16 protein-coding genes are annotated in these 19,881 nt (G+C 64.7%); 6 read left to right on the top strand and 10 right to left on the bottom strand.

What is annotated here, in order from left to right:
- Nucleotides 1-240 precede the first annotated feature (240 nt).
- From AUL39_RS11110 to tyrS, 5 genes are all read right to left on the bottom strand, one after another.
- A complete protein-coding gene (locus AUL39_RS11110) occupies nucleotides 241-660 on the bottom strand; it encodes a hypothetical protein (RefSeq protein WP_160327057.1) in 420 nt (139 codons plus the stop codon).
- A gap of 1,051 nt (nucleotides 661-1,711) precedes the next feature.
- Nucleotides 1,712-2,560 carry a prolipoprotein diacylglyceryl transferase gene (gene lgt, locus AUL39_RS08220; RefSeq protein WP_059055170.1) on the bottom strand — a complete coding sequence of 283 codons (849 nt, stop codon included), beginning with the start codon at nucleotides 2,558-2,560 and terminating at the stop codon, nucleotides 1,712-1,714.
- Between the two features lie 15 nt (nucleotides 2,561-2,575).
- Nucleotides 2,576-2,875 (bottom strand): NifU family protein, encoded by a 300-nt coding sequence (locus tag AUL39_RS08215; RefSeq protein WP_082667328.1) that lies wholly within the window; start codon nucleotides 2,873-2,875, stop codon nucleotides 2,576-2,578.
- A 98-nt stretch (nucleotides 2,876-2,973) separates the two neighbouring features.
- A complete protein-coding gene (locus tag AUL39_RS08210; RefSeq protein WP_235810806.1) occupies nucleotides 2,974-5,466 on the bottom strand; it encodes a U32 family peptidase in 2,493 nt (830 codons plus the stop codon).
- Nucleotides 5,467-5,708: 242 nt separating this feature from the next.
- Complete coding sequence (gene tyrS, locus AUL39_RS08205) at nucleotides 5,709-6,926, bottom strand: tyrosine--tRNA ligase (protein WP_059055165.1); 1,218 nt, start codon at nucleotides 6,924-6,926, stop codon at nucleotides 5,709-5,711.
- A 208-nt stretch (nucleotides 6,927-7,134) separates the two neighbouring features.
- Between tyrS and AUL39_RS08200 the strand changes: the two genes are divergently transcribed.
- Entirely contained in the window at nucleotides 7,135-9,384 is a 2,250-nt protein-coding gene (locus AUL39_RS08200) for a transglycosylase domain-containing protein (RefSeq protein ID WP_059055163.1), read from the top strand.
- Between the two features lie 130 nt (nucleotides 9,385-9,514).
- On the opposite strand, the gene AUL39_RS08195 is transcribed toward AUL39_RS08200, so the two are convergent.
- Entirely contained in the window at nucleotides 9,515-9,949 is a 435-nt protein-coding gene (locus AUL39_RS08195) for an arginine repressor (protein ID WP_059055161.1), read from the bottom strand.
- A 379-nt stretch (nucleotides 9,950-10,328) separates the two neighbouring features.
- Between AUL39_RS08195 and AUL39_RS08190 the strand changes: the two genes are divergently transcribed.
- Complete coding sequence (locus AUL39_RS08190) at nucleotides 10,329-11,432, top strand: papain-like cysteine protease family protein (protein ID WP_153001597.1); 1,104 nt, start codon at nucleotides 10,329-10,331, stop codon at nucleotides 11,430-11,432.
- An 86-nt stretch (nucleotides 11,433-11,518) separates the two neighbouring features.
- Here the strand turns inward: AUL39_RS08190 and AUL39_RS08185 are convergent, their stop codons facing one another.
- The 4 genes from AUL39_RS08185 to AUL39_RS08170 all read right to left on the bottom strand — a co-directional run bounded on the left by AUL39_RS08185 (nucleotide 11,519) and on the right by AUL39_RS08170 (nucleotide 15,588).
- Nucleotides 11,519-12,439, bottom strand: coding sequence for a proline iminopeptidase-family hydrolase (locus AUL39_RS08185; RefSeq protein WP_059055153.1), 921 nt, complete (start codon nucleotides 12,437-12,439; stop codon nucleotides 11,519-11,521).
- A 60-nt stretch (nucleotides 12,440-12,499) separates the two neighbouring features.
- The gene (locus AUL39_RS08180) at nucleotides 12,500-13,465 is read right to left on the bottom strand and encodes an undecaprenyl-diphosphate phosphatase (protein ID WP_059055151.1); all 966 of its coding nucleotides are present in this window, start codon (nucleotides 13,463-13,465) and stop codon (nucleotides 12,500-12,502) included.
- Between the two features lie 151 nt (nucleotides 13,466-13,616).
- Nucleotides 13,617-13,850, bottom strand: coding sequence for a hypothetical protein (locus tag AUL39_RS08175; protein ID WP_059055149.1), 234 nt, complete (start codon nucleotides 13,848-13,850; stop codon nucleotides 13,617-13,619).
- A 571-nt stretch (nucleotides 13,851-14,421) separates the two neighbouring features.
- Nucleotides 14,422-15,588: a hypothetical protein gene (locus tag AUL39_RS08170; protein ID WP_059055147.1), complete on the bottom strand. Its 1,167-nt coding sequence runs from the start codon at nucleotides 15,586-15,588 to the stop codon at nucleotides 14,422-14,424.
- 471 nt (nucleotides 15,589-16,059) lie between these two features.
- Here AUL39_RS08170 and yihA point away from each other — a divergent pair, with 471 nt between their 5' ends.
- From yihA to AUL39_RS08150, 4 genes are all read left to right on the top strand, one after another.
- Nucleotides 16,060-16,644, top strand: a complete 585-nt coding sequence (yihA, locus tag AUL39_RS08165; RefSeq protein WP_059055145.1) for a ribosome biogenesis GTP-binding protein YihA/YsxC — start codon at nucleotides 16,060-16,062, stop codon at nucleotides 16,642-16,644.
- 83 nt (nucleotides 16,645-16,727) lie between these two features.
- The gene (locus AUL39_RS08160; RefSeq protein ID WP_059055143.1) at nucleotides 16,728-17,078 is read left to right on the top strand and encodes a hypothetical protein; all 351 of its coding nucleotides are present in this window, start codon (nucleotides 16,728-16,730) and stop codon (nucleotides 17,076-17,078) included.
- A gap of 108 nt (nucleotides 17,079-17,186) precedes the next feature.
- Complete coding sequence (locus AUL39_RS08155; protein ID WP_059055141.1) at nucleotides 17,187-19,307, top strand: HelD family protein; 2,121 nt, start codon at nucleotides 17,187-17,189, stop codon at nucleotides 19,305-19,307.
- Nucleotides 19,308-19,516: 209 nt separating this feature from the next.
- Nucleotides 19,517-19,759 (top strand): TM1266 family iron-only hydrogenase system putative regulator, encoded by a 243-nt coding sequence (locus AUL39_RS08150; RefSeq protein WP_059055139.1) that lies wholly within the window; start codon nucleotides 19,517-19,519, stop codon nucleotides 19,757-19,759.
- The last annotated feature ends 122 nt before the right edge of the window (nucleotides 19,760-19,881 follow it).

Genomic DNA, 19,881 nt, shown 5'->3' with positions numbered 1-19,881 from the left:
TCCTCAATGCGCAGCGACCTCGCAACACATTCGTACCCGAAGCCGTATCCCGTGCAGGTCGATACACGTTCGGGGCCCGAATCTGTATCGCGAGCGGCCGGGGCGAGGGGCCGGGGCTTGCCACACATTTGCACCCGAAGCCGTATCCCGCGCAGGTCGATACACGTTCGGACCCTGAATGTGTATCCGCCGGACGTACCCGCCCAGCCCGACAACCCGCCGCCGCACGCTCTCACCGTTCTACCGGGGCAGGCCGCCCTCCCAGCGTAGAAGCTCAGTCCTCAGCTCGCGCCGACGCTCCCGCGCCTCTCGCGACATGTCAATCTCGCCAAGCCCAAGCTGATGAGACAGTTGCACCGCCAGGTGATCCATGCTCGCCCCGTTGATCAGGTGCTCATACACGGCAACCAGTACCTGCTGCCCATTGTCGAGCAGATCGTTCCGTCGCAGATTGTCGGACACCATGTCGTGCAGCTCCGTGTGGTCTCGCCCGCCAAAGTACTCCAGAACCACGTTCCGATATCGCCACCAGAGGTCTGGTATGTAATACGTTATCCCGCACTCATCGACGTAGCAGCGCATATTGAGCTCCGGCGCAGGGAATCCGTACCCGCCCAGACGCGGGGGCAGGGTGAGCACGAGTACCAACACCGACTCCATTGGGGAAGCAGACCTTGGCAGCAAGTACCGCAACGTCAGACGGACTTTCTTTATGCCATGCATCCCTTCTCGCCCATCCAACGCGCGCTGCAGCGATACGGGCGTCAAGCAGACGGGGCGTCCATAAGTTGTTTCTTCTCCTTGCACCGGAAAGCGGTACGAGCCGCAGAGCTCGTAGCTAAGAAGAAGCAGCTCGAGGAAGTCAAAGTCATGTGAAAGCTGGAGAATCGTGTCCTCGGGAGACGCAACAAAGACGTCATTGCCAATCGGTAGGAATAATCCTCCCCACTTCCAGAAACGGAGACTTGCTAGAGAGGTGCAGTTGCGCCGAGCAGAACTATTGACGAGCACTTCCCAAGGAGTCGTGAGCCCCATGACCGACGGAGCCAAGGCAGCTGCTTGCCTTTCCGAGGAGTTGGTCGAGCCAAGCCGAGCTATTCGAACCGGCCCCGGCGCACCCGCCGGCGGCCAGTCGTGGATGCGCCAGTACTCAAGAGCCGTGGTATGTCCCAAATAGATTGCCATGGCCCAAGCATATGGGCACTTGCCAGGCGAGCGATCAAGTTTCCGAGAAAGGCCGACAGGGTTCTTGCACGTGCCAGACAGCCAACTTGCAGCACACGGGGTTTGCGCAGGAAAACGTGGGTGCGTTTTTCGGGCTTCCAGTTATCCTCGCTTGCAGCGTATCGTGATCGCCACGGGAAATGCCCAGTTCAGAGCACGTGTGAGATATGAAGACAACGTGAAGGGAACGAGCATCAAAGATTTGCTGTTCTAGGCGTGCACACCGCGTCGCGGTCATATGCGGCAGGTTTCAACACGCAGATTCTGGGAGAGCCACAGACAAGAGCCTGGCGATGGCCTCAGCCGATACAGATTCGTTGCCCGAACGTGTATCGACCTGCGCGGGATACAGATTCGTGTCCGAATGTGTGGCAGCCCCCGGCCTCTCGCGATACAGATTCGTTGCCCGAACGTGTATCGACCTGCGCGGGATACAGATTCGCGCCCGAATGTGTGGCGGGGCCCGGCGCCCCGCCCCGGCGCGCCGCTACGCCGCCGCGACGTCATCCGTCGCGGCGTCGAGGTGCCCCACCTGCGGACGATTGTTCCGCGAGGCCAGCACCAGCACCACAGCCCCCGCCACCACAAGCGGCAGGCTCAGGACCTGGCCCATCGTGAGCCAGCCGGTGCCGAGAAGATATCCCAGCTGTGCATCCGGCAGCCGCACGAACTCGATGAGAAACCTAAACACGCCGTACAGCATGAGAAACGTCCCTATGAAGGTGCCCTGCGGCCTCGCCGGCTGACGCCTCGACAGCCGAAACAGAACGCAGAACAGCACCACGCCCTCGAGCAGGGCCTCGTAGAGCTGCGAGGGGTGCCGATACACCGCACCGCCAGTGGGGAACATCACGCCCCACGGCAGCGACGTCTCCTTGCCCCACAGCTCGCCGTTCACGAAGTTGGCGCAGCGGCCAAAGAATAGCCCGATAGGCGCGCCAATGGCGGCGAGGTCGGCCACCGTGAGCACCGAGAGCTTCCAACGCTTGCACGCGATGGTGCCGCCGACAAGGGCGCCCACCAGCCCGCCGTGGAAGCTCATGCCGCCCTGGTTGAGGGCGAAGATCTCGAGCGGATGCTCGAGGTAGTACCCCGCGCCGTAGAACACCACGTAGAAGACGCGCGCGCCCACAATGACGCCCACGGCGACGTCAATCATCACCGAGAGGACGTCGTCGGTGGAAAGGTCAAGCTTCCAGCGCCTGGCCACGCGCGCAATCACCAGCCCCGCGCACACGAACCCCGCCAGGTACGCGATGCCATACCAGCGCACCTGGAAGGGTCCAAGCGTGAACACGATGGGATTCAGCGAGTGGTAGAAGTCGTTCAGCCACACGGGGCAGCACCCGGCCTAGAGAACCGCAGGCTGCACGCGGGTGACGCCAGGCACGTGCTCCTTGAGGATGCGCTCGATGCCCTCGGACATGTCGTAGGTCGAGAGCGGGCAGCCAGCACAGGCGCCCTGCATCTCGAGGGTCACCACGCCGTCGTCGGTGCAGTCGATAAGGGCAATGTCGCCGCCGTCGGCCTGCAGGCTCTGGCGGATGATGTCGATGGTCTCGGACAGAAGCTTGCGGTTGAGCACCGGCTTGGCCTCGGCCGCCTGGTCGCCAGCGGTCTGCTCGGTGCTGGGGGTCTCGTTCTCTGCCATGGTCCTCTCCTCCCGCGCGGGTGCCCCCGCGCCTGTAGTCTCGCTCGAACTCACGATGTGCGAATTCCTAGCGCAATGATGGGTTACAAGGTGACATATTACCCAATGCCCGTGAAAAGATGCCCGGAGGTTGCGCCCTGCACACGAGGAGCAGGCCGCTTCCCCGCCGCCGCGGCGGCAAGCGCGCGCACCACGCGCTCGACGGCAAACGCGCACTCCTCGGGCGAGAGGAGCGTGGCATCGGCCATAAGGCGCGTGACGCCAGCTGCGACAAGGGCGTCTGCCTGCGGAGTTGCATCCAGCGGGTGCGCCGCCCAGATGCGCGAGCGCCCATGGACGTCCGTGCGCACCGGCAGGAGGTTGCCGTCGATGTCGCGCAGCGAGAGGCGCCGGCGGCGCAGCTCGCAGTTAGGGCAGTCATGGATGCAGCGGCCGGCGGCCTGCAACACGCAGTGCTCGCTGGTCATGGCGCGGGCGCGTCCGGAGACCACAAGTCCTACCGGCACGGAGGCAGCCCCCGCCAGTGCGCAGACCTCCTCAAGCGTGAGCTCGGGCGAGAGCCAGAAGCCCGCTGCCCCCGCCTCCTCGAGTGCCACAAGGCAGCTCTCGTTGTGTACAGGAATGCAGGTGCGAATCTCGGCCAGCGCCCCGCGCGATGCGGCGAGCGCCAGCTCGGAGACGTTGCCCACACCCACGGGCTGCCCGGCGCCCACCCAGGGGTCGAGACGTGCGTGGTCGCCCTCGCGGCACACCTCGTCAAGCCAGGGAATCACGCCCTCCGGCCACGCGGCGCCATCCGCAAGCGCGTCTGCCGTCGCGTAGACGCGCGTGGCACCGGCGTCAAACGCAGAGCGTGCCGCCTCGGCGGAAGCAACCAGCGCACAGGCCTCCGGCGCGGGCCTTGTCCACGCATCCGGCGCGGCAAGGCCGTCCTTCTCGCGCACCTCTGCCAGGCGCCCGGCCACGCCGCGTGCCGAGGGCGCAACGGCAAGCCGCTCCGCGCGCGCATCGTACGGAGCAAGAATCTGCTGCTCAAGCGCCTCGCATGCCTGTGCGCGTACCTTGTGCACGGCCGAGAATCCCATGCCTGCGCCCTCGTCCATCTGCACCTCAAACGAGACGGGCTCGAAGGGGCTCTGCCCCATGCGACCCACGTGCTCGATAAGGTCCTCCCTGGTCACAGCCTTGGTGCGGGCAGGCTCCATCACAAAGCCCTCAGTCGTGGCAACGGCGCTCCCGTCCGCGCAGGCAAGCGTCACCGAGAAGGGCTCGCCCAGGCGCGCCCGCACGCTCACGGTGACGGGACGGCGACGCGGCACGTCCAGCCCCGAGACACGCGCAGCGGCGTCCATCGCCGCCTGCGAGCGAATCACGCGCACCACCGCGCCAGCCGGTATGGGCCGAGAAGCGCGGCAGGTGATCGTCTCGCCGGCTACGGCCGCGCGCTCGGCGCGCACGGTGAGGAACTGCGAGGGGTCATCCAGCGGCCGCAGCTCGAGCAGGTCGCCCTCCCCCACCGGCTGGTCAAGGCGAATCTCCACGTCCGCGCGGGTGAGGCGCCGCATGCGCTCGCGCCCGCCATCCGAGCCGCCGCGCCGCACCAGCGTGTCCTCCAGCTTGCGAGACGAGACGACCTCGCCCACCAGCTCGCCGCGGTTGTTGGAGCGCTCGTAGCTCATCATCTCGTCGCCGGAGCGGCCCCATAGGTAGGCGTCAGTGAAGTCGCGGTTGAAGACGCGGCGCAACGTGCGGTGGCGCGCAGCGTCGGCGCGCGAGTCCTTCTCGCCACCGGCGCCAAGCGCGTCGAGCGCCGAACGGTACGCAGAGATCACGGCGTACACGTAGTCTGGCGACTTCATGCGCCCCTCAACCTTGAGAGAGGCCACGCCCGCGTCACGCAGCTGGGGAAGATCATCAACAACGCAATAGTCCTTGGGGCAGAGGGGCCGCGTGCGACCGGGAGCCTCGATTGCGTGGCCCTCCTCGTCCACCAGGTCATATGGCAGACGGCAAGGCTGCGCGCAGAGGCCTCGGTTGGCCGAGCGCCCGCCGGCAAGCGAGCTCATCATGCACACGCCGGAGTAGCAGAAGCACAGTGCCCCGTGTCCAAAGGCCTCAAGCTCCACGCCCTCCTTCGCGATGGTGCGCATCTCGTCGAGCGAGAGCTCGCGCGAGAGCGTCACGCGGCCCACGCCCAGCTCGCGGCACCAGGCGGTACCACGGGCGTCGTGCACGTTTGCCTGGGTGGAGACGTGGCACTCAATCTGCGGCCAGCTGCGACGCACCTCGGCGAGAAGCCCCCAGTCCTGGATGATGAAGGCGTCCGCTCCCAGCAGCCAGGCCCGGCGGATGAGCTCGAGCACCTGCGGGATCTCGCGCGTGGCAACGGCGATGTTCACCGTCACGTAGACGCGAGCGCCGGCAAGGTGCGCGCGGCGGCACGCCTCGCCAAAGGTCTCGTCGGTGAAGTTGTGAGCGCCGCGGCGGGCGTTGAAGCTGTTGCCCAAGCCGCAGTAGATGGCGTCGGCGCCGGCTGCAAGCGCAGCGTTGAACGCCTCTGGCCCGCCGGCTGGCGCCAGGAGCTCTGGCACGGAATGCGTATCTCGAAAGTTGGGGAAGTGCATGAAGACCTCTTGAGTGTCTCGCCAACAAAAGTTCATCCGCAGCCCGCCACACGTGCGCGGGCCACGGATGAACCATTCTGAAACTATTGGGCGCCTGGCAAGGCCAGACGCATCATACGTGCGAAAAGACCACGCAGCGACAACCCGCCACCCGCGCGGGACGGCCGCCCCTGAGACAAAGGGACTGTCCCTTTGTCTCACGCAGCCCCCTACACCAGCTTAGCCCAGCGCTTCTTGCCGCTCTGCAGCACGGTGCCTGCCGAGAAGAGTGCGGGGTCAACGTTGTAGCACTTGGGCGCCACGGCCTTGCCGTCGATCTTGACGCCGCCGCCGTCGATGAGGCGGCGCGCCTCGCCCGTGCCGCTGGCAATCTTCACATCCACCAGGAGCTTGGCCAGGTAGACCTTACCCTCGTCGTTCACCTGGACCGTGGAAAGCGGGAACTCCGCGATGTCCTCGGGGACCTCGCCCTTCTTGAACGTGGCGTCGAAGGCCGCCTGGGCGGCATCGCCCGCGCCCGCGCCGTGGTAGAGGTCGCAGATGTTGCGGGCAAGCTCGCGCTTGAGGGCGTACGGGTCGGCAGTACCGTCCTTGAACTGGGCATCGATGGCGTCAATCTCGTCCACGGAAAGCGTGGAGCACAGGCGGAAGTAGAGCGGCACCAGCTCGTCGGTGATGGACATGATCTTGCCGTACATGTCATCCGCGGGATCCGTGAGGCCAACATAGTTCTTGTAGGACTTGGACATCTTCTTCACGCCGTCGGTGCCCACGAGCAGCGGCACGGTGAGCGCCACCTGCGGCTCCATGCCCATGGCGCGCATGAGGTCGCGGCCGGCAAGGAGGTTGAAGATCTGGTCGTTGCCGCCCATCTCGACGTCCGCCTTCACCACAACGGAGTCGTAGGCCTGAAGGACGGGGTAGATGAACTCGTGCAGGGCAATGGACTGGCCGTTGGTGTAGCGGTTGTGGAAGTCCTCGCGCTCGAGGATGCGCGCCACGTTGAACTGGCTCATGAGCTTGAGCATCTTGGAGAGGTCAAGGGGCTTAAGCCAGTCGCCGTTGTGGACGATGGTGGTCTTCTCGGGGTCCAGCACCTTCATGGCTTGCGCAACGTAGGTCTTGGCGTTGGCCTCTACCTGCTCCTCGGTGAGGGGCGGGCGGGTGGAGTCGCGGCCGGACGGGTCGCCGATAAGGGCGGTGCCGTTGCCAATGATGAGCGTGACCTTGTGGCCCAGGTCCTGGAACTGGCGCATCTTGCGCAGGGGGACTGCGTGTCCAAGGTGAAGGTCGGGGCTGGTGGGATCGACGCCCAGCTTGATGTTGAGCGGCACCCCGCGCTCAAGCTTCTTGCGAAGCTCGTCCATGGGCACAATCTGCATGGTGCCCGACGTGATGACCTTCAGCTGTTCTTCGACTGGCAGCAAGGCTCTGTCCTCCGTGTGAGTTCGTATGTCTTCGCGGACCGCATCTGGTGCGACCGCGCACGCACAAGGATAGCGCAGGTTGGCGCCACGCGCCTGCCGCACAGGGCGTGCGCGAGCACCTCTCGCCTTGCGTCCACGCAGAACGGACACAAGCCCATAAAGCCCATTCCCTATAATGGGGACGATTGTGTCCACACAAGGAGGTTCCATGGGCATCAGAACCCGCAGGGCTCACAAGCACTCCAGTACGCACGCCGTCGGCTTTGGCATTGCCGGCGTTTTTGGTTTCATAGCGCTCTTCGCGTTGGCGCTCGCCCTGTCGCTGGGCTCGGTCGTGGACTCGTGGCTCCAAGACCTGCCCGACTACGAGTCGGCAGACGCCTACCTCGTGGCCGAGCCCACCATTGTCTATGCCGCCGACGGCACGGAGATAGCCCAGTACTACCTCCAGAACCGCCGCTCCGTCACGCTCGACGACATCTCGGACTACGTGAAGAAGGGCACCGTCGACGTCGAGGACGAGCGCTTCTACCAGCACAACGGCGTTGACCCCCAGGGCATCCTGCGCGCCATCGTGAGCCAGCTCAGCGGCCGCTCCGAGGGCGCCTCCACCATCACCCAGCAGCTGGTGAGAAACACGGTCCTCTCGTCCGAGCAGTTCGACCAGACGCTCAAGCGCAAGGTGCGCGAGGCGTACATCGCCATCCAGATGGAGAAGACCTACTCCAAGGACCAGATCCTCAACATGTACCTCAACACCATCTACTACGGTGAGGGTGCCTACGGCATTGAGGCAGCAAGCGTCACCTACTTCAACAAGCACGCGAGCGAGCTTACGCTGGCCGAGGCCGCAACGCTTGTGGGCATCCCCAACTCGCCCTCCTACTACGACCCCTTCGTGAACCCGGACGCCTGCGTCGAGCGCCGCAACAAAGTTCTTGGAAACATGCTTGAGATGGGCGACATCACGCAGGAGGAGTACGACGAGGCCGCGGCCGAGGAGCTCACCCTCAACCCCGGCTCGCTGCAGGACGAGACGTCCGGCTCGTACCCCTACTTCACCGACTACGTGAAGACGCTCCTCCAGAGCGACTTTGACAACGACACCATCTTGAAGGGCGGCCTGCGCGTCTACACCACCCTCGACCCCACCTACCAGGAGGCCGCCGAGGAGGCCGTGAGCACCACGCTCGACAGCGCCAACAACGATCGCCTGAGCGCCGCCCTTGTGTGCATCGACAACGACACCGGCTACGTGAAGGCCATGGTGGGCGGCCGCGACTACTCCTCGAGCCAGTTCAACCTGGCCACGCAGTCAACGCGACAGGCAGGCTCAAGCTTCAAGACGTTCACCCTCACCGCGGCGATAAGCGCGGGCATGAACCCCAACATCACCCTCAACTGCAGCTCGCCCATGCAGATCACAAGCACATGGACGGTCAAGAACTACGGCAACCACCAATATGGCTACCGATCTCTGGCAAGCGCAACGGCCATCTCGTCCAACACGGCATACGCCCAGGTGGCGGAAGCCATTGGCGCCGATGCCATCGTCGACACCGCCTACTCGATGGGCATTACCTCCACGCTCTCGCGCTACCTGTCCATCACGCTTGGCGCCGTGAGTGTCTCGCCGCTTGAGATGTGCGACGCCTACTCCACGCTTGCCAGCGGCGGCCTGCACCGTGACGCGGTGTGCATCACCAAGATCGAGGACCGCAACGGCAACGTGGTCTACGAGCACCAGGACAACCCCACGCGCGCCGTGAGCGAGGCTGTGGCAGAAGCCGTGACCAACGTGCTCGAGGGCGTTGTCGCCAACGGCGCCACCGGTTACTACGTTGCCGACTATAACACCACCAACCAGCCCATCGCCGGCAAGACCGGTACCTCCGACGACGCCGAGGACCTGTGGTTCTGCGGCTACACACCCCAGATCACCTGCGCGGTGTGGTCGGGCTACCCCGACGCGCGCGTTGCGGTCACCGTCAACGGGGGCGTAGGCACAACACAGAACACCGTACAGCCCATCTGGACAAACTTCATGAACAAGGTGCTTGCCGGCGTGGCGCGCGAGGAGTTCCCCACCACAACCGATACGGTCGACTACAAGGACAACAGCTCGTGGACCTTCGTGGGCACCTCAGCCTCCACCAACTCGACCTCGTACAACACCGTCAGCGAGACCACCACAACCACCACGGACTCGCAGTCGACGACAAACCCCACCACATCCGAGAGCACGGGCTCCAAGACCGGCAACGGCGGAAGCACCTCGGGCAGCGGCACTGGCGGCAGCGGATCTGGCAGTGGGTCCGGTAGCGGCTCCGGCAACACCGGCGGCACCACCGGCGGCACCACTGGCGGCGAAACCGGTGGCGGTGGGACCAGCGGCACCGGCGAGACTGGCGGCGGTGGCACTGGCGAGAATACTGGCGGCGGAACTACGGGTCGGTAGCGCTCAAGGCGGAGCTGCGCCCGCGCAGAACATGAAAGGGGCCTCGGCGATGCGCCGGGGCCCTTCTCTGTGACGATGGTTCTTCTCGCCAGTCCTTCTCGCCAGCCAGGCGGCGCTGCCGGCAGAGGTGCTACTTGGAGCTGCCGAGCTTCTTCACAAGCGCCTGCAGGTCGGCGGCCTGCTTGCCGTCAACCGCAACCACAAGCACCGTGTCGTTGCCGGCGACGGAGCCCAGCGCGTGGGAGAGCGCGGCGCCGTCGATGGCAGCGGCCACGCCCGAGGCAGTTCCCGGCTGGCACTTGATCACCACGAGGTTCTCGGCCCGGAGCACGTCCACCACAAACTCGGAGAGCATGCGCTGCAGGTGGAGGTCTTCGGAGAGTACGTAGATGCCCTCGGGGAGCTTGCGCAGGCCCATCTCGGTGATGTCTCTCGAGACCGTTGCCTGCGTGCACGAGAAGCCCAACTCCTGGAGCTCTTCCACCAGTGCGCGCTGGGTGCGAATAGACTTCTCACGAATTATCTGCCTTATGGCCTCTTGTCTGTCGTTTCTCTGCTTAGCCACGTGACGCCCCTCAACTAACAGCTGCTACCTTTTGCTCCACCACTAGTAATGGTGAATACTTGTTTCGGATTATACGTATCAAAGTTGACTCATATGTACGCGTTCACACAGGGGTCACACATGCACCATACCTGCAGAATACGAGAGGCGCTTCTCAGCGAGAGGCCAACGCCGTGCCGCTTGAGTACTTGTTTTATCGCATTGGCACCACTCGGGGGACTCTCGCATGCCGCAAACGCAACGCTGTCTTATAGTGCATACATGACATGTGAGGTGGCATTCCGAATGGCCGGCCCAAGATGTCGTCCATTCGCAAAGCTGCATCGACCTTGAGCACGACCACGTGCCGCAAGCCCGCGCGCCACGCAAGGAGGGGGTCATGGAGTACTCCGACGGCAGGTCCCAGAGGCCCCAGCGAGACGCGGGGCGTTCTCGCAGCTCGCGCCCATATAGCGGAGAGGGACCGTCACGCAGGGGCAACAGCTCGCGCAATGGGCGTGGGATGAGCGGGGCCGGGCGGCCGCGCCAGCAGCGCCCCCTCAACTCTGGGTCGCGTGGCAACAGGCAGCACGGCTACGAGCTGCGCAGCCGCAGCATCGACTTTGGCAACGCGGGGCGCCGCCGGCGCATTGGCGGCTTTGACGCCCGCATGGTGCTTGCGCTGGTTCTAGCCATTCTCGCTATTGTGCTTCTCATCTTTGCGGTGTCCAGCTGCGTCGCAAACAATGCCGCTCAGCAGCAAGAAGAGGCCGCAGTCGAGAAGCCCCGCGTGGCTACGGGCATCTCGGATAGCCTCTCGCAGGAGCTTACTGCCCGGCTTGACCAGGACGACCAGATCGCCCAGATTGCGAGCAATGCGGACCAGTACCCGGACGAGCGTCTGGTTGAGCTGGCGCTCAACGAGCCGGACGCCGTCTCGCTTGTCGCCGGCTACCTGGAGTCCAACAAGACGGCGCAGGCCTATGGCGAGGAGGCATCGGCTGGCAGCTATCCGCAGCTCTTCGACTGGGATTCCCGCTGGGGTGCCGTGGACTACGCCGGCAGCGCGCTTGCAGTGACGGGTTCTGGCCCCACGGTTATGGCCATGGCGACGATTGGCCTCACCGGCTCGACCGACAACACGCCCGCGACCATTGCCGCGCTGGCCGAGAAGGACGGCCTGGCCACCGGTGACTCCGGTATGAGCGGCGATTTCTTCACCACCGAGGCCAACTCGCTGGGCGTGGTCTATCACACCTACGACACCTCGGCGGACAACATCTCGACGGTGCTTACGTCTGGGACGGTGCTTGCCATGGAGGTCAGGGCAGACAGCCTCACTTCGTACGAGCACTGGATCTTGATTGTTGAGCAGGGCTCCGACGGCACCTACACCGTGCACGACCCCACGTCGAGCAGTGTGACGGCAAAGACCTGGGACGCCGACACACTTGCCAGCTCATCCACGGGCAAGTTCTACGCGCTCACAAAGATGGCGTCGTAGCTGGGACGCCGGGTGGGGGCAACGGGCGGCGGCAACGGGCGGCGGGCAACGGGCGGCGACCCGCGCGGAGGCCGCGGCTGCTCGCGCTACTCGTGCTCCTCGAGGAAGCGCTCAACCAAGGCGTTGTAGCGCTCGGGCTGCTCGCCGTGCACCCAGTGCGTGCCGTCGGGGAAGAGCTCCCAACGGGCGCCAGGGATGCCGTCTGCCACCTGCTTGGCCACAAGCGGCGTGCACTCATCTGCCGCGCCGGAGGTCACGAGCGTGGGGACGTCGATCGTGGGCAGCTGGTCAACCACGCTCCAGTGCGAGAGTGCGCCCGTGACCACAAACTCGCTCATGCCCTGCATGAAGTGATAGCACTCGTCGCCCACCGGGTCTGGCTCGGGGCTGTGGAGGTTCGCGGGCCTCTCATCCTCCGGCACCTTTGAGACGTGGCGGCGGTAGTACTCGGCCGTCGCCGCACGCACCTCGGGACGGCCGTAGTCGCCGTCGACGTCGGCCTGCGCGAGGGCCTCGTCCATCTCGCGCGGCAGGTAGTGGCGAAGGCGTATGGCCTCGTGGAGCCACAGGTCCATGCTTGCGGGCGAGCTTGCCACCACCATCGAGGCCAGGCCCTCGTGGCCGTGCTCGTGCCAGGGCTTTCCGATGGCGTACATCATGGCAAGCATGCCGCCCCAGCTCTGGCCCAGGATGTGCAGGCAGTCCCAGCCAAACGTTGCGGCCAAGAAGGCGCGCACGCAGGCAAGCTCGTCAAGGAAGAGCGAGCAGCCCCAGCGCTCCGGCATGGGAGGCGTCTTGGATCGGCCGCAGGAGATCTGGTCATAGTAGATGACGGCGCGACCGTACTTCTCGGCTATGCCGTCAAGGGACTGCAGGTAGTAGTGGGCGGCACCCGGGCCGCCATGCAGGACGAGAAGGGGCAGCCTGCCCAGCTGGCACTCTCCCGCCACCCGGTAGTAGGTCTGGTATCCCGCAAAGGGAATGTAACCCTCGCGCTCCTTGAGCATGATACGTGCTCCTCTCGGCTGTGTTTTCTTCTCGCCTGCCGGCGGTTGCAGCGCCTGCGCCTAGGCCGCCACCAGCGCAAAGTAGGCGATAACTGCAACGCCCAGCACAATGCGGTACCAGCCGAAGGGCTTGAAGTCGTGCTTCTTCACAAAGCCCATGAGGAAGCGGATGGCAGCAAGCGAGACCAGGAAGGCTACGGCGCAGCCGGTGAGAAGGATTGCCGCCTCGGTGCCGGAAAACGTGTTGCCCTTGAGGAAGTACTTCACCAGGCGAAGACCCGAGGCGCCAACCATGACGGGGATGGCCAGGTAGAACGTGAACTGCGCCACAACGGTGCGCGAGCAGCCCAGGATGAGGCCGCCGATGATGGTGGAGCCGGAGCGCGAGGTGCCCGGCACGATGGAGAGCACCTGGAAGAGACCGATGCCCAGGGCGGTCTTCCAGTCGAGGTCGTCGATGTCCTGGATGCGTGCGTCGGCGTCTGCCACCTGCGAGATCGTGAGCTCCTGCTGGGGCTGTGGTGTGGCTGCGGCAAGGTGACGCGGGCGATAGGGGCCGGACGCCTGAGCTGCGGTGGGGGCGGGGGCGGCCATCAGGCGCTGCGCGCGGCGCTCGCGGACGGTCTCGATCACGATGAAGACAATGCCGTAGACGATAAGGGCGGCGGCAATCACGAAGGGTGTGCCCAGGTGGTCCTCGATCCAGTTGTCAAGCGGCAGGCCAACCACCGCGGCGGGGATGCAGGCGACGATGGTCTTGCCCCAGAGCGTCCAAGTGGAGCGGCGCTCGTCGGCGGACTTGGAGCGCGAGAAGGGGTTGAGCTCGTGGAAGAAGGCAACAAGCACGGCAATGATGGCGCCAAGCTGGATCACCACGAGGAACATGTCCCAGAAGTCCTTCGAGACGCTGAGAGGCATGAACTGCTCGAGAAGGAGCATGTGCCCCGTCGACGAGATGGGCAGCCACTCGGTGATGCCCTCGACCACGCCATAGATTGCAGCCTTGAGAAGCTCGAGAAGATCCACGTTTCCCCCTCCTTGCGCCGTCCGGCGACGGGCGCGGGTGCTTGCATTTGTTGCGTTTGGGTCAATGATGAAGGGGCAGCGCGGCGCACGGGCCGCAGGCACGGCGCATTCAGCGAAAAACTATGCGAGACAAAGGGAGTTTCCCTTTGTCTCATTCAGCGAGAGAAGCTGGCGCGGGGGCTTGCTGGCCGGGGTCCTGGGGCTCGGCGTCCAAGATTGCGAAGGTGTCCTGCGCGTCTTCGCGCGCGCCGGCCTTTAGCATCACGGGAACGCCCCAGGCGAGAAACCCCGCGAGCAGCGCGATTGCCGCGGCAATGAGAAGCGTGACGAGAATGGAGCGCCTAGGCTGCTCGTCCGGACTCTGGTCCTTGGGGTTCTCGCTCACGCTTCCACACCTCCTCGCCTGCTTTTTGCACGGCGACATTCTACCCCGAGTTGCAAGGGGTCAGAAACGCACTCCGGGCGGCGGAATCCTTACTTCCGGCTCCCTTCCCGGCTCTCCCGAGCCCCTCCCGGCTCCCCCGAGCTCCTCCCGAGCCCCTCCCGGCTCCCCCACCTCCCGAGCTCCTCCCGGCTCTCCCGAACTACGCACGGTCGCGATTCAGGTTTGTGGATTGCTGGGCTTTTGTCATCCTCAACCTCTACCGTGCGTAGTTCCAACACATGTTGGGCCGCCGAGCATACGTAGTTCCAACACATGTTGGGCCGCCGAGCATACGTAGTTCCAACACATGTTGGGCCGCCGAGCATACCTTGTGCAGCCGTCTTCTCTGCACGCGGAGATTAACCCCTGTGCAGCGTTCTTCTGTGACCACGGGCGCTACCGGGCAGAAAGTAGACGTTTTGGGCACCCCCCAGCGGCGAATTCTGTCCGAAAACTGCCCGACAGCACCGACACAGGGCCGCGGAAGATACCATCTTGCTGACGCAGAGACAGGCCGTCGCGTTTCTCGGCCTTATCCGCACGTAGTCCCGCGGCCCAGGAGCGCCGCGTGGAGTCTGCGCCGGCGAACCATCTGTAAATCAGTTGGCTGCACCAGCTCAAAATCAAGAATATGGGCAATCTGCCGCACGAGAAGCGCCAGTCGAGAGTAGTCCGCAACCTGCGGATAGCGCACGCGTAGCACCATATGACCCATTGCTACCAGGGAGTTTTGCCGTTCGTTGTCATCGGCGGCCTTCTCGGTATCCTCAACCGGATGGTGATCATCACCGTCATACTCTATGGTAAGGCGAACCCCATCCCACGCAAGATCGACCTCCATGCAATCCTGACTCGCAAGGTCACGCCACCGTGGGTCAACGACTATCGGATGGTTAAGCGTTGGTCGAGGCAAGCCAAAGCCACCAAGATCAACATCGAGAGACAGCATGAGCGCCAACGCCGTCTCCATGGGAGACGCCGCGCGGTCAAAACCCAGCTCGATAGCCCTTCTCGCCCGCATCACGCCGGCCGAGGCGGGAAGAACGCCGATAAACGCGCGCATCTCATCTCGCGTGGCGAGCGGCGGATACCCAAAGGTCACCTGGTTACAAGGCGGGACGGCTGGCCGATAAGTCCCAGCGAACTCGGTGACCGTTCGCGCAAGGCATACAAGACGCCAGATGTTATCCCACGCCACAAGGTCTGTTGCGGAGAAGTCCTGCTCCGGCAGGCCGAGAGACGCGCGCACCACTCGCTCTGCCTCCATCTCTGTGCTGGCGCGCTCCTGTGACAGCTGGGTTGGCCGGTGCGCGCATCCCATTTGGAGCACTGTGAAGCACGGGCTGCTCACCAACAGGCGCCTCTCAGCAATAAGGAAGCTCTTGCGGAGAATTGCATCTTGCCACACGTGAAGAATCGCGCGCTTGCCACGCGAGCGCGCGGAAGCCGTGGGGACGAGAAGGTCGACAGGAGCCGTGTCCAGGCCAAGCGCATGCAGGTCAATGGTTGCAGCAAGCTTTGCGAACTCTCTCTGGCGCGTAATGCAACCGTCGTCTGGCAGAAGGAGCCGCGAACGCCCAACGGGCCAACGCCCCACCTCACGCCCCACTAGATTCCAACAGGCAATTCTCGCCGACTCGTGGCTCACGAACACGACGGGTTTCCATGCGGCAATGTCATCGGTAAGCGTTTGAATCATGGCTTCTCCGGGGGGCCGTTGGTTTTGGTGGACTCACCGTATCTCGGCTGTGGCCTGTACCAGGGATTCGTCGGCGGACGGCGAAAAAGTTTTGACTGCTTCGTGCAAGTTTCCTGTCAGAGGTACATCCGGGCAGCAAGCCCTTGTCTGCAGTGGGCCCCATTCAGCGGCGAGGCCCTTCTCGCAACGCGTACCAGCTCCCCGAACTACGCACGACTGAAGACGGGGCGGACAAAAGCCCAGCAATCCACAAACCTGAATTGCGACCGTGCGTAGTTTGGGGAGTACGGCAGCGTCGCGAGCGCGAGATCCAGGGGAGTACGGCAGCGTCGCGAGCGCAGAATCTAGAGGAGAACGGCAGCGTCGCGAACGCAAAGCCCAAGCAGCAAGGGATTCGACGCCGAGAAACGCGGCGGCACCGCCTGCTTCGGGTAGAATCGTCACCCAAAGGCATCGCGAAAAGAGGAAACCATGGCGCTCAACCTGCAGAACGCTCGCTTCATTGCTTCATACGGCACCGTCGACGGGCTCCCCGCCCCCACCACGCCCGAGGTCGCCTTTGTCGGCCGCTCCAACGTGGGCAAGTCGTCGCTGCTCAACAAGCTGCTGGGGCGCAAGGCGCTCGCGAAGGTCTCGTCGCAACCGGGCAAGACGGCCAACGTGAACTTCTTCGAGGCAGACGGCATCAGCTTTGTAGACCTGCCGGGCTACGGCTACGCGCGCGTCTCGATGGCCGAGCGCCAGCGCTGGGCAAACCTCATCTCGGGCTACTTTGCCCAGGAGCGCAGCTTCAACCTGGTCATCGCCCTTGTCGACGTGCGCCTGGAGGCGCAAAAGCTCGACCAGGACATGCTCGCGTTTCTCCGCGAGAACGACCTCCCCTTTGTGGTTGCGCTCACCAAGGCCGACAAGCTCAGCCGACCCAAGCAGACGCGCCAGGTGGAGCTTCTCTCGCAGCAGCTCGAGGTGCCGCGCGAGCAGATGCTGCTTACCTCCGCGCAGACCGGCCTGGGCATCGACGAGCTGCGCCACCGCATCGAGAAGGCCTGCGACTAGGCAGCACACGACGAGACCGGTCAGCGCGACCCGCCGCTGCACGCCGCCCGCATCGAGAACACCAACGCAACAAGGAGACACGCATGTCGGCACGTAGGCGCGAGCCCGAGAGGCTCGAGGAGTTTGTCTTTGAGAGCACCACGATGGTCCTTGCCGCCGGTCTCGAGATGACCAAGCACTCCGTCACCTCGGCGCCGGGCGAGTTCGTGCGCGAGAAGGGCCCGCTGGGCATTGGCTCCACCTGGCGTTGTCAGGTCTTCGAGGAGCTGGTTGGCCGTATCAACGCAAAGGAGATGGGCGCGTTGGCGCTGGGCGCAGGCCTCGACCCCAAGGCGCTCCCCGCCCGCATCCCCTGCACCGTGACGTACTCGAACGCCGGGGGCTTCCCCTCCTGCACCGTGCGCATCGTGACGAGCGAGGAAGCCACGGCCTAGCGCCCGCGGTCCTGCCCGCCGCGCCGGCGTCGTTCGAGCGCTGCGCCGCCCGCTCCTCTCGCGTTACAATAGTCCGTCACGCTTTCGTGCCGGGCACTGGGAGGACGCATGGCAGACGAGACGCACGACGCAACGTTCCGCGAGGAGCAGGACCACCTGAGCGCGATATACGCCCAGCTCTGCGACCTGCGCGACACCCTCACCGAGGAGATTGAGACCAGCCACAAGGGCGCCGCGGACGACCTTCGCGAGATGAGCGAGGAGATTCGTCCCGACTTTGGCGGCACTGACGAGACCATGGAGACGCTCGCCGCCATCGAAACGCTCAACTCGGTCATCGACACGTACAACCAGTACCACGACTTCACCGTCGAGAAGCTCCAGCGCGTGCTCCTGTTGCTGCGCCAGCCCTACTTCGCCAAGGTCACGCTCGAGATGCGCCCCGGCCGTCCGCCGCGCGACGTCTACATTGGCGCCGCGGGCATGACCGACGAGCACAAGCGCCCGCTCATCGTGGACTGGCGCAGCCCCGTGGCCGAGACCTACTACAACCAGGAGATGGGCCCCACCTCCTACCAGGTGGACGGCCGCACGCGCACCGTCAACCTGCTGCTGCGCCGCCAGTTCGACATCACGCGCGACACGCTCAACTCATACTTCGACACCACCGTGGCCATCGAGGACTCGCTGCTTCTCGGCGCGCTCAAGAAGCACCACTCCGAGAAGCTCGCGGCCATCACCGCGACCATCCAGCGCGAGCAGAACGCGGTCATCCGCCACGAGGACGTGCCGGTGCTGCTCGTGAGCGGCATCGCCGGCTCGGGCAAGACCTCGGTGCTGCTACAGCGCGTGGCGTACCTCTTCTACCAGGAGCGCAAGACCCTCTCGGCCGACCAGATCTTTCTCTTCACGCCCAACGACGTCTTCCGTCACTACATTGACACCGTGCTGCCAAGCATGGGCGAGAAGAACCCGCGCATCTTCACGTGGCGCGGCTTTCTCGCCAGCCTGGGCCTCTCCGAGCGCGGCGACGGGCGCGACGGAGACCCGGAGGAGCTCGCGCACCTGGAGGAGGGCGTGCGCACGATGACGCTTGAGCCCGATGACCTGCGCGAGGTCCGCTGCGGAGAGCGCGTGATGCTCAAGGCGTCCTCGGTGGCGGGCGCCGTGGCCAAGTTCTCGCAGATTCCCGTGGGTCCGCGCCTCACCGCACTGGTGAAGGACGAGCTGCACGACCGCCTTGACCGCAAGCTCGCGGCGCTCTCCAAGAGCGAGGAGGTCTGGGAGGAGATGCTGGGCCTTGACGTGGAGGAGCAGGTCGAGGTCTTTGGCCAGACGATAAGCCCCGCCGACGACGATGAGTGCGCCGCCTACGCCCTCACCTACCTGCGGCATCTCTTTAGCGGCGCTCACGACGAGATCGAGCGCGGCAACTGGCTGCGCATCGACCGCATTGGCATGCGCGTGCTGGGCAAGAGCGCGCTCACGGCGGCCGAGTGGGTCTACCTCAAGTTGCTGGTGATGGGCGGGGGCGAGAAGTCCGCGCGCTACGTGATGGTGGACGAGGTGCAGGACTACACCGTGACGCAGCTCATGGTGCTGGCGCGCTACTTCCCGCGCGCCCACTTCATGCTGCTGGGCGACGAGCACCAGGCCATCCGCGAGGGCACGGCGACCTTCGACCAGGTGCGCCAGATCTTCTCGGCAACGCATGGCGAGGTCGAGACCTGCGAGCTTCTCACCAGCTACCGCTCGAGTCCCGAGATTACGGAGCTGTTCACGAGCCTGCTGCCGCTGGACGAGCGTGCGCGCCTCACCTCGGTGCAGCGCGCGGGCACGCCGCCGCGCGTTGTGGAGGTGGTGGACGGCGACGCGGGGCACTACGTGGCTGAGCTGGCACGCATTGCCGAGAAGGCCGCGGGCGAGGAGGGCCTCACCGCCATCGTCGCCGCCGACGCCGCGCGCGCAAACTGGCTCTCGAAGCAGCTGGGTGAGAGCGTGCAGCTTGTGGACCGCAACTCGCTCATGCCGGCAAGCGGCGTGGTGCTCATGGACCTGCGCCTGGCAAAAGGCCTGGAGTTTGACCACGTGGTGGTGCCCGACGCACAGGCCCAGGTCTACCCGGACACGCCGCTTGCCCGCCGCAGGCTCTACACCGCCATCAGCCGCGCGATGCACGAGGTCACAATTGTGTCGCAGGGAGAGCTGACGCCGCTTCTCGCACGGTAGGGCGCGGGGCGCGGCACGGGCGTTTGTCGCCGGAGGGGCACGTTTTGCGCAGATTGTCGCAAAAACCTCCTCTCCGGCGATATTTTGTCGCCGGAGCCTCCCTTTTGGCGCGATTTGCAACATACGGAGCCTTCCGGCGACATCACCTCGCCTGAGGCGCGTATTCTGTCGGTTGAAGCTGAGAGAAACGCAGGTCACAGGAGGCAGCCATGGAGACTCGCGTAGCGGTGCTGGGCATCATCGTGGAAGACCCGGATTCGGTCGCGCACCTCAACGAGGTGCTGCACGAGAATGCCGGCATCATCATCGGGCGCATGGGCATCCCCTATCCCAAGCGGCGCATGAACATCATCTCCGTGGCGGTCGATGCGCCGCAAGACGCCATTGCGGCGCTGGCCGGGCGCATTGGCGCCATTCCCGGCGTCAGCGTACGGGCGGCGTACTCCAAGTAGGCGCGCCTCGGCGATAAAGATCTCCGCTCAGCGTCCGCGCCCCAGTCCTCTGGTCCGGGCGCGTCGGTTTCTCGCATATATTATTCTCAAGAGAATTATTCTTTGTAGAATAATGCATCTCT

This window comes from Tractidigestivibacter scatoligenes, from assembly GCF_001494635.1.
GTDB classification, from domain to species: Bacteria; Actinomycetota; Coriobacteriia; order Coriobacteriales; family Atopobiaceae; genus Tractidigestivibacter; species Tractidigestivibacter scatoligenes.
Note: the sequence above shows the minus strand (reverse complement) of the source record. Positions and strands in the feature narration are given on the sequence as shown.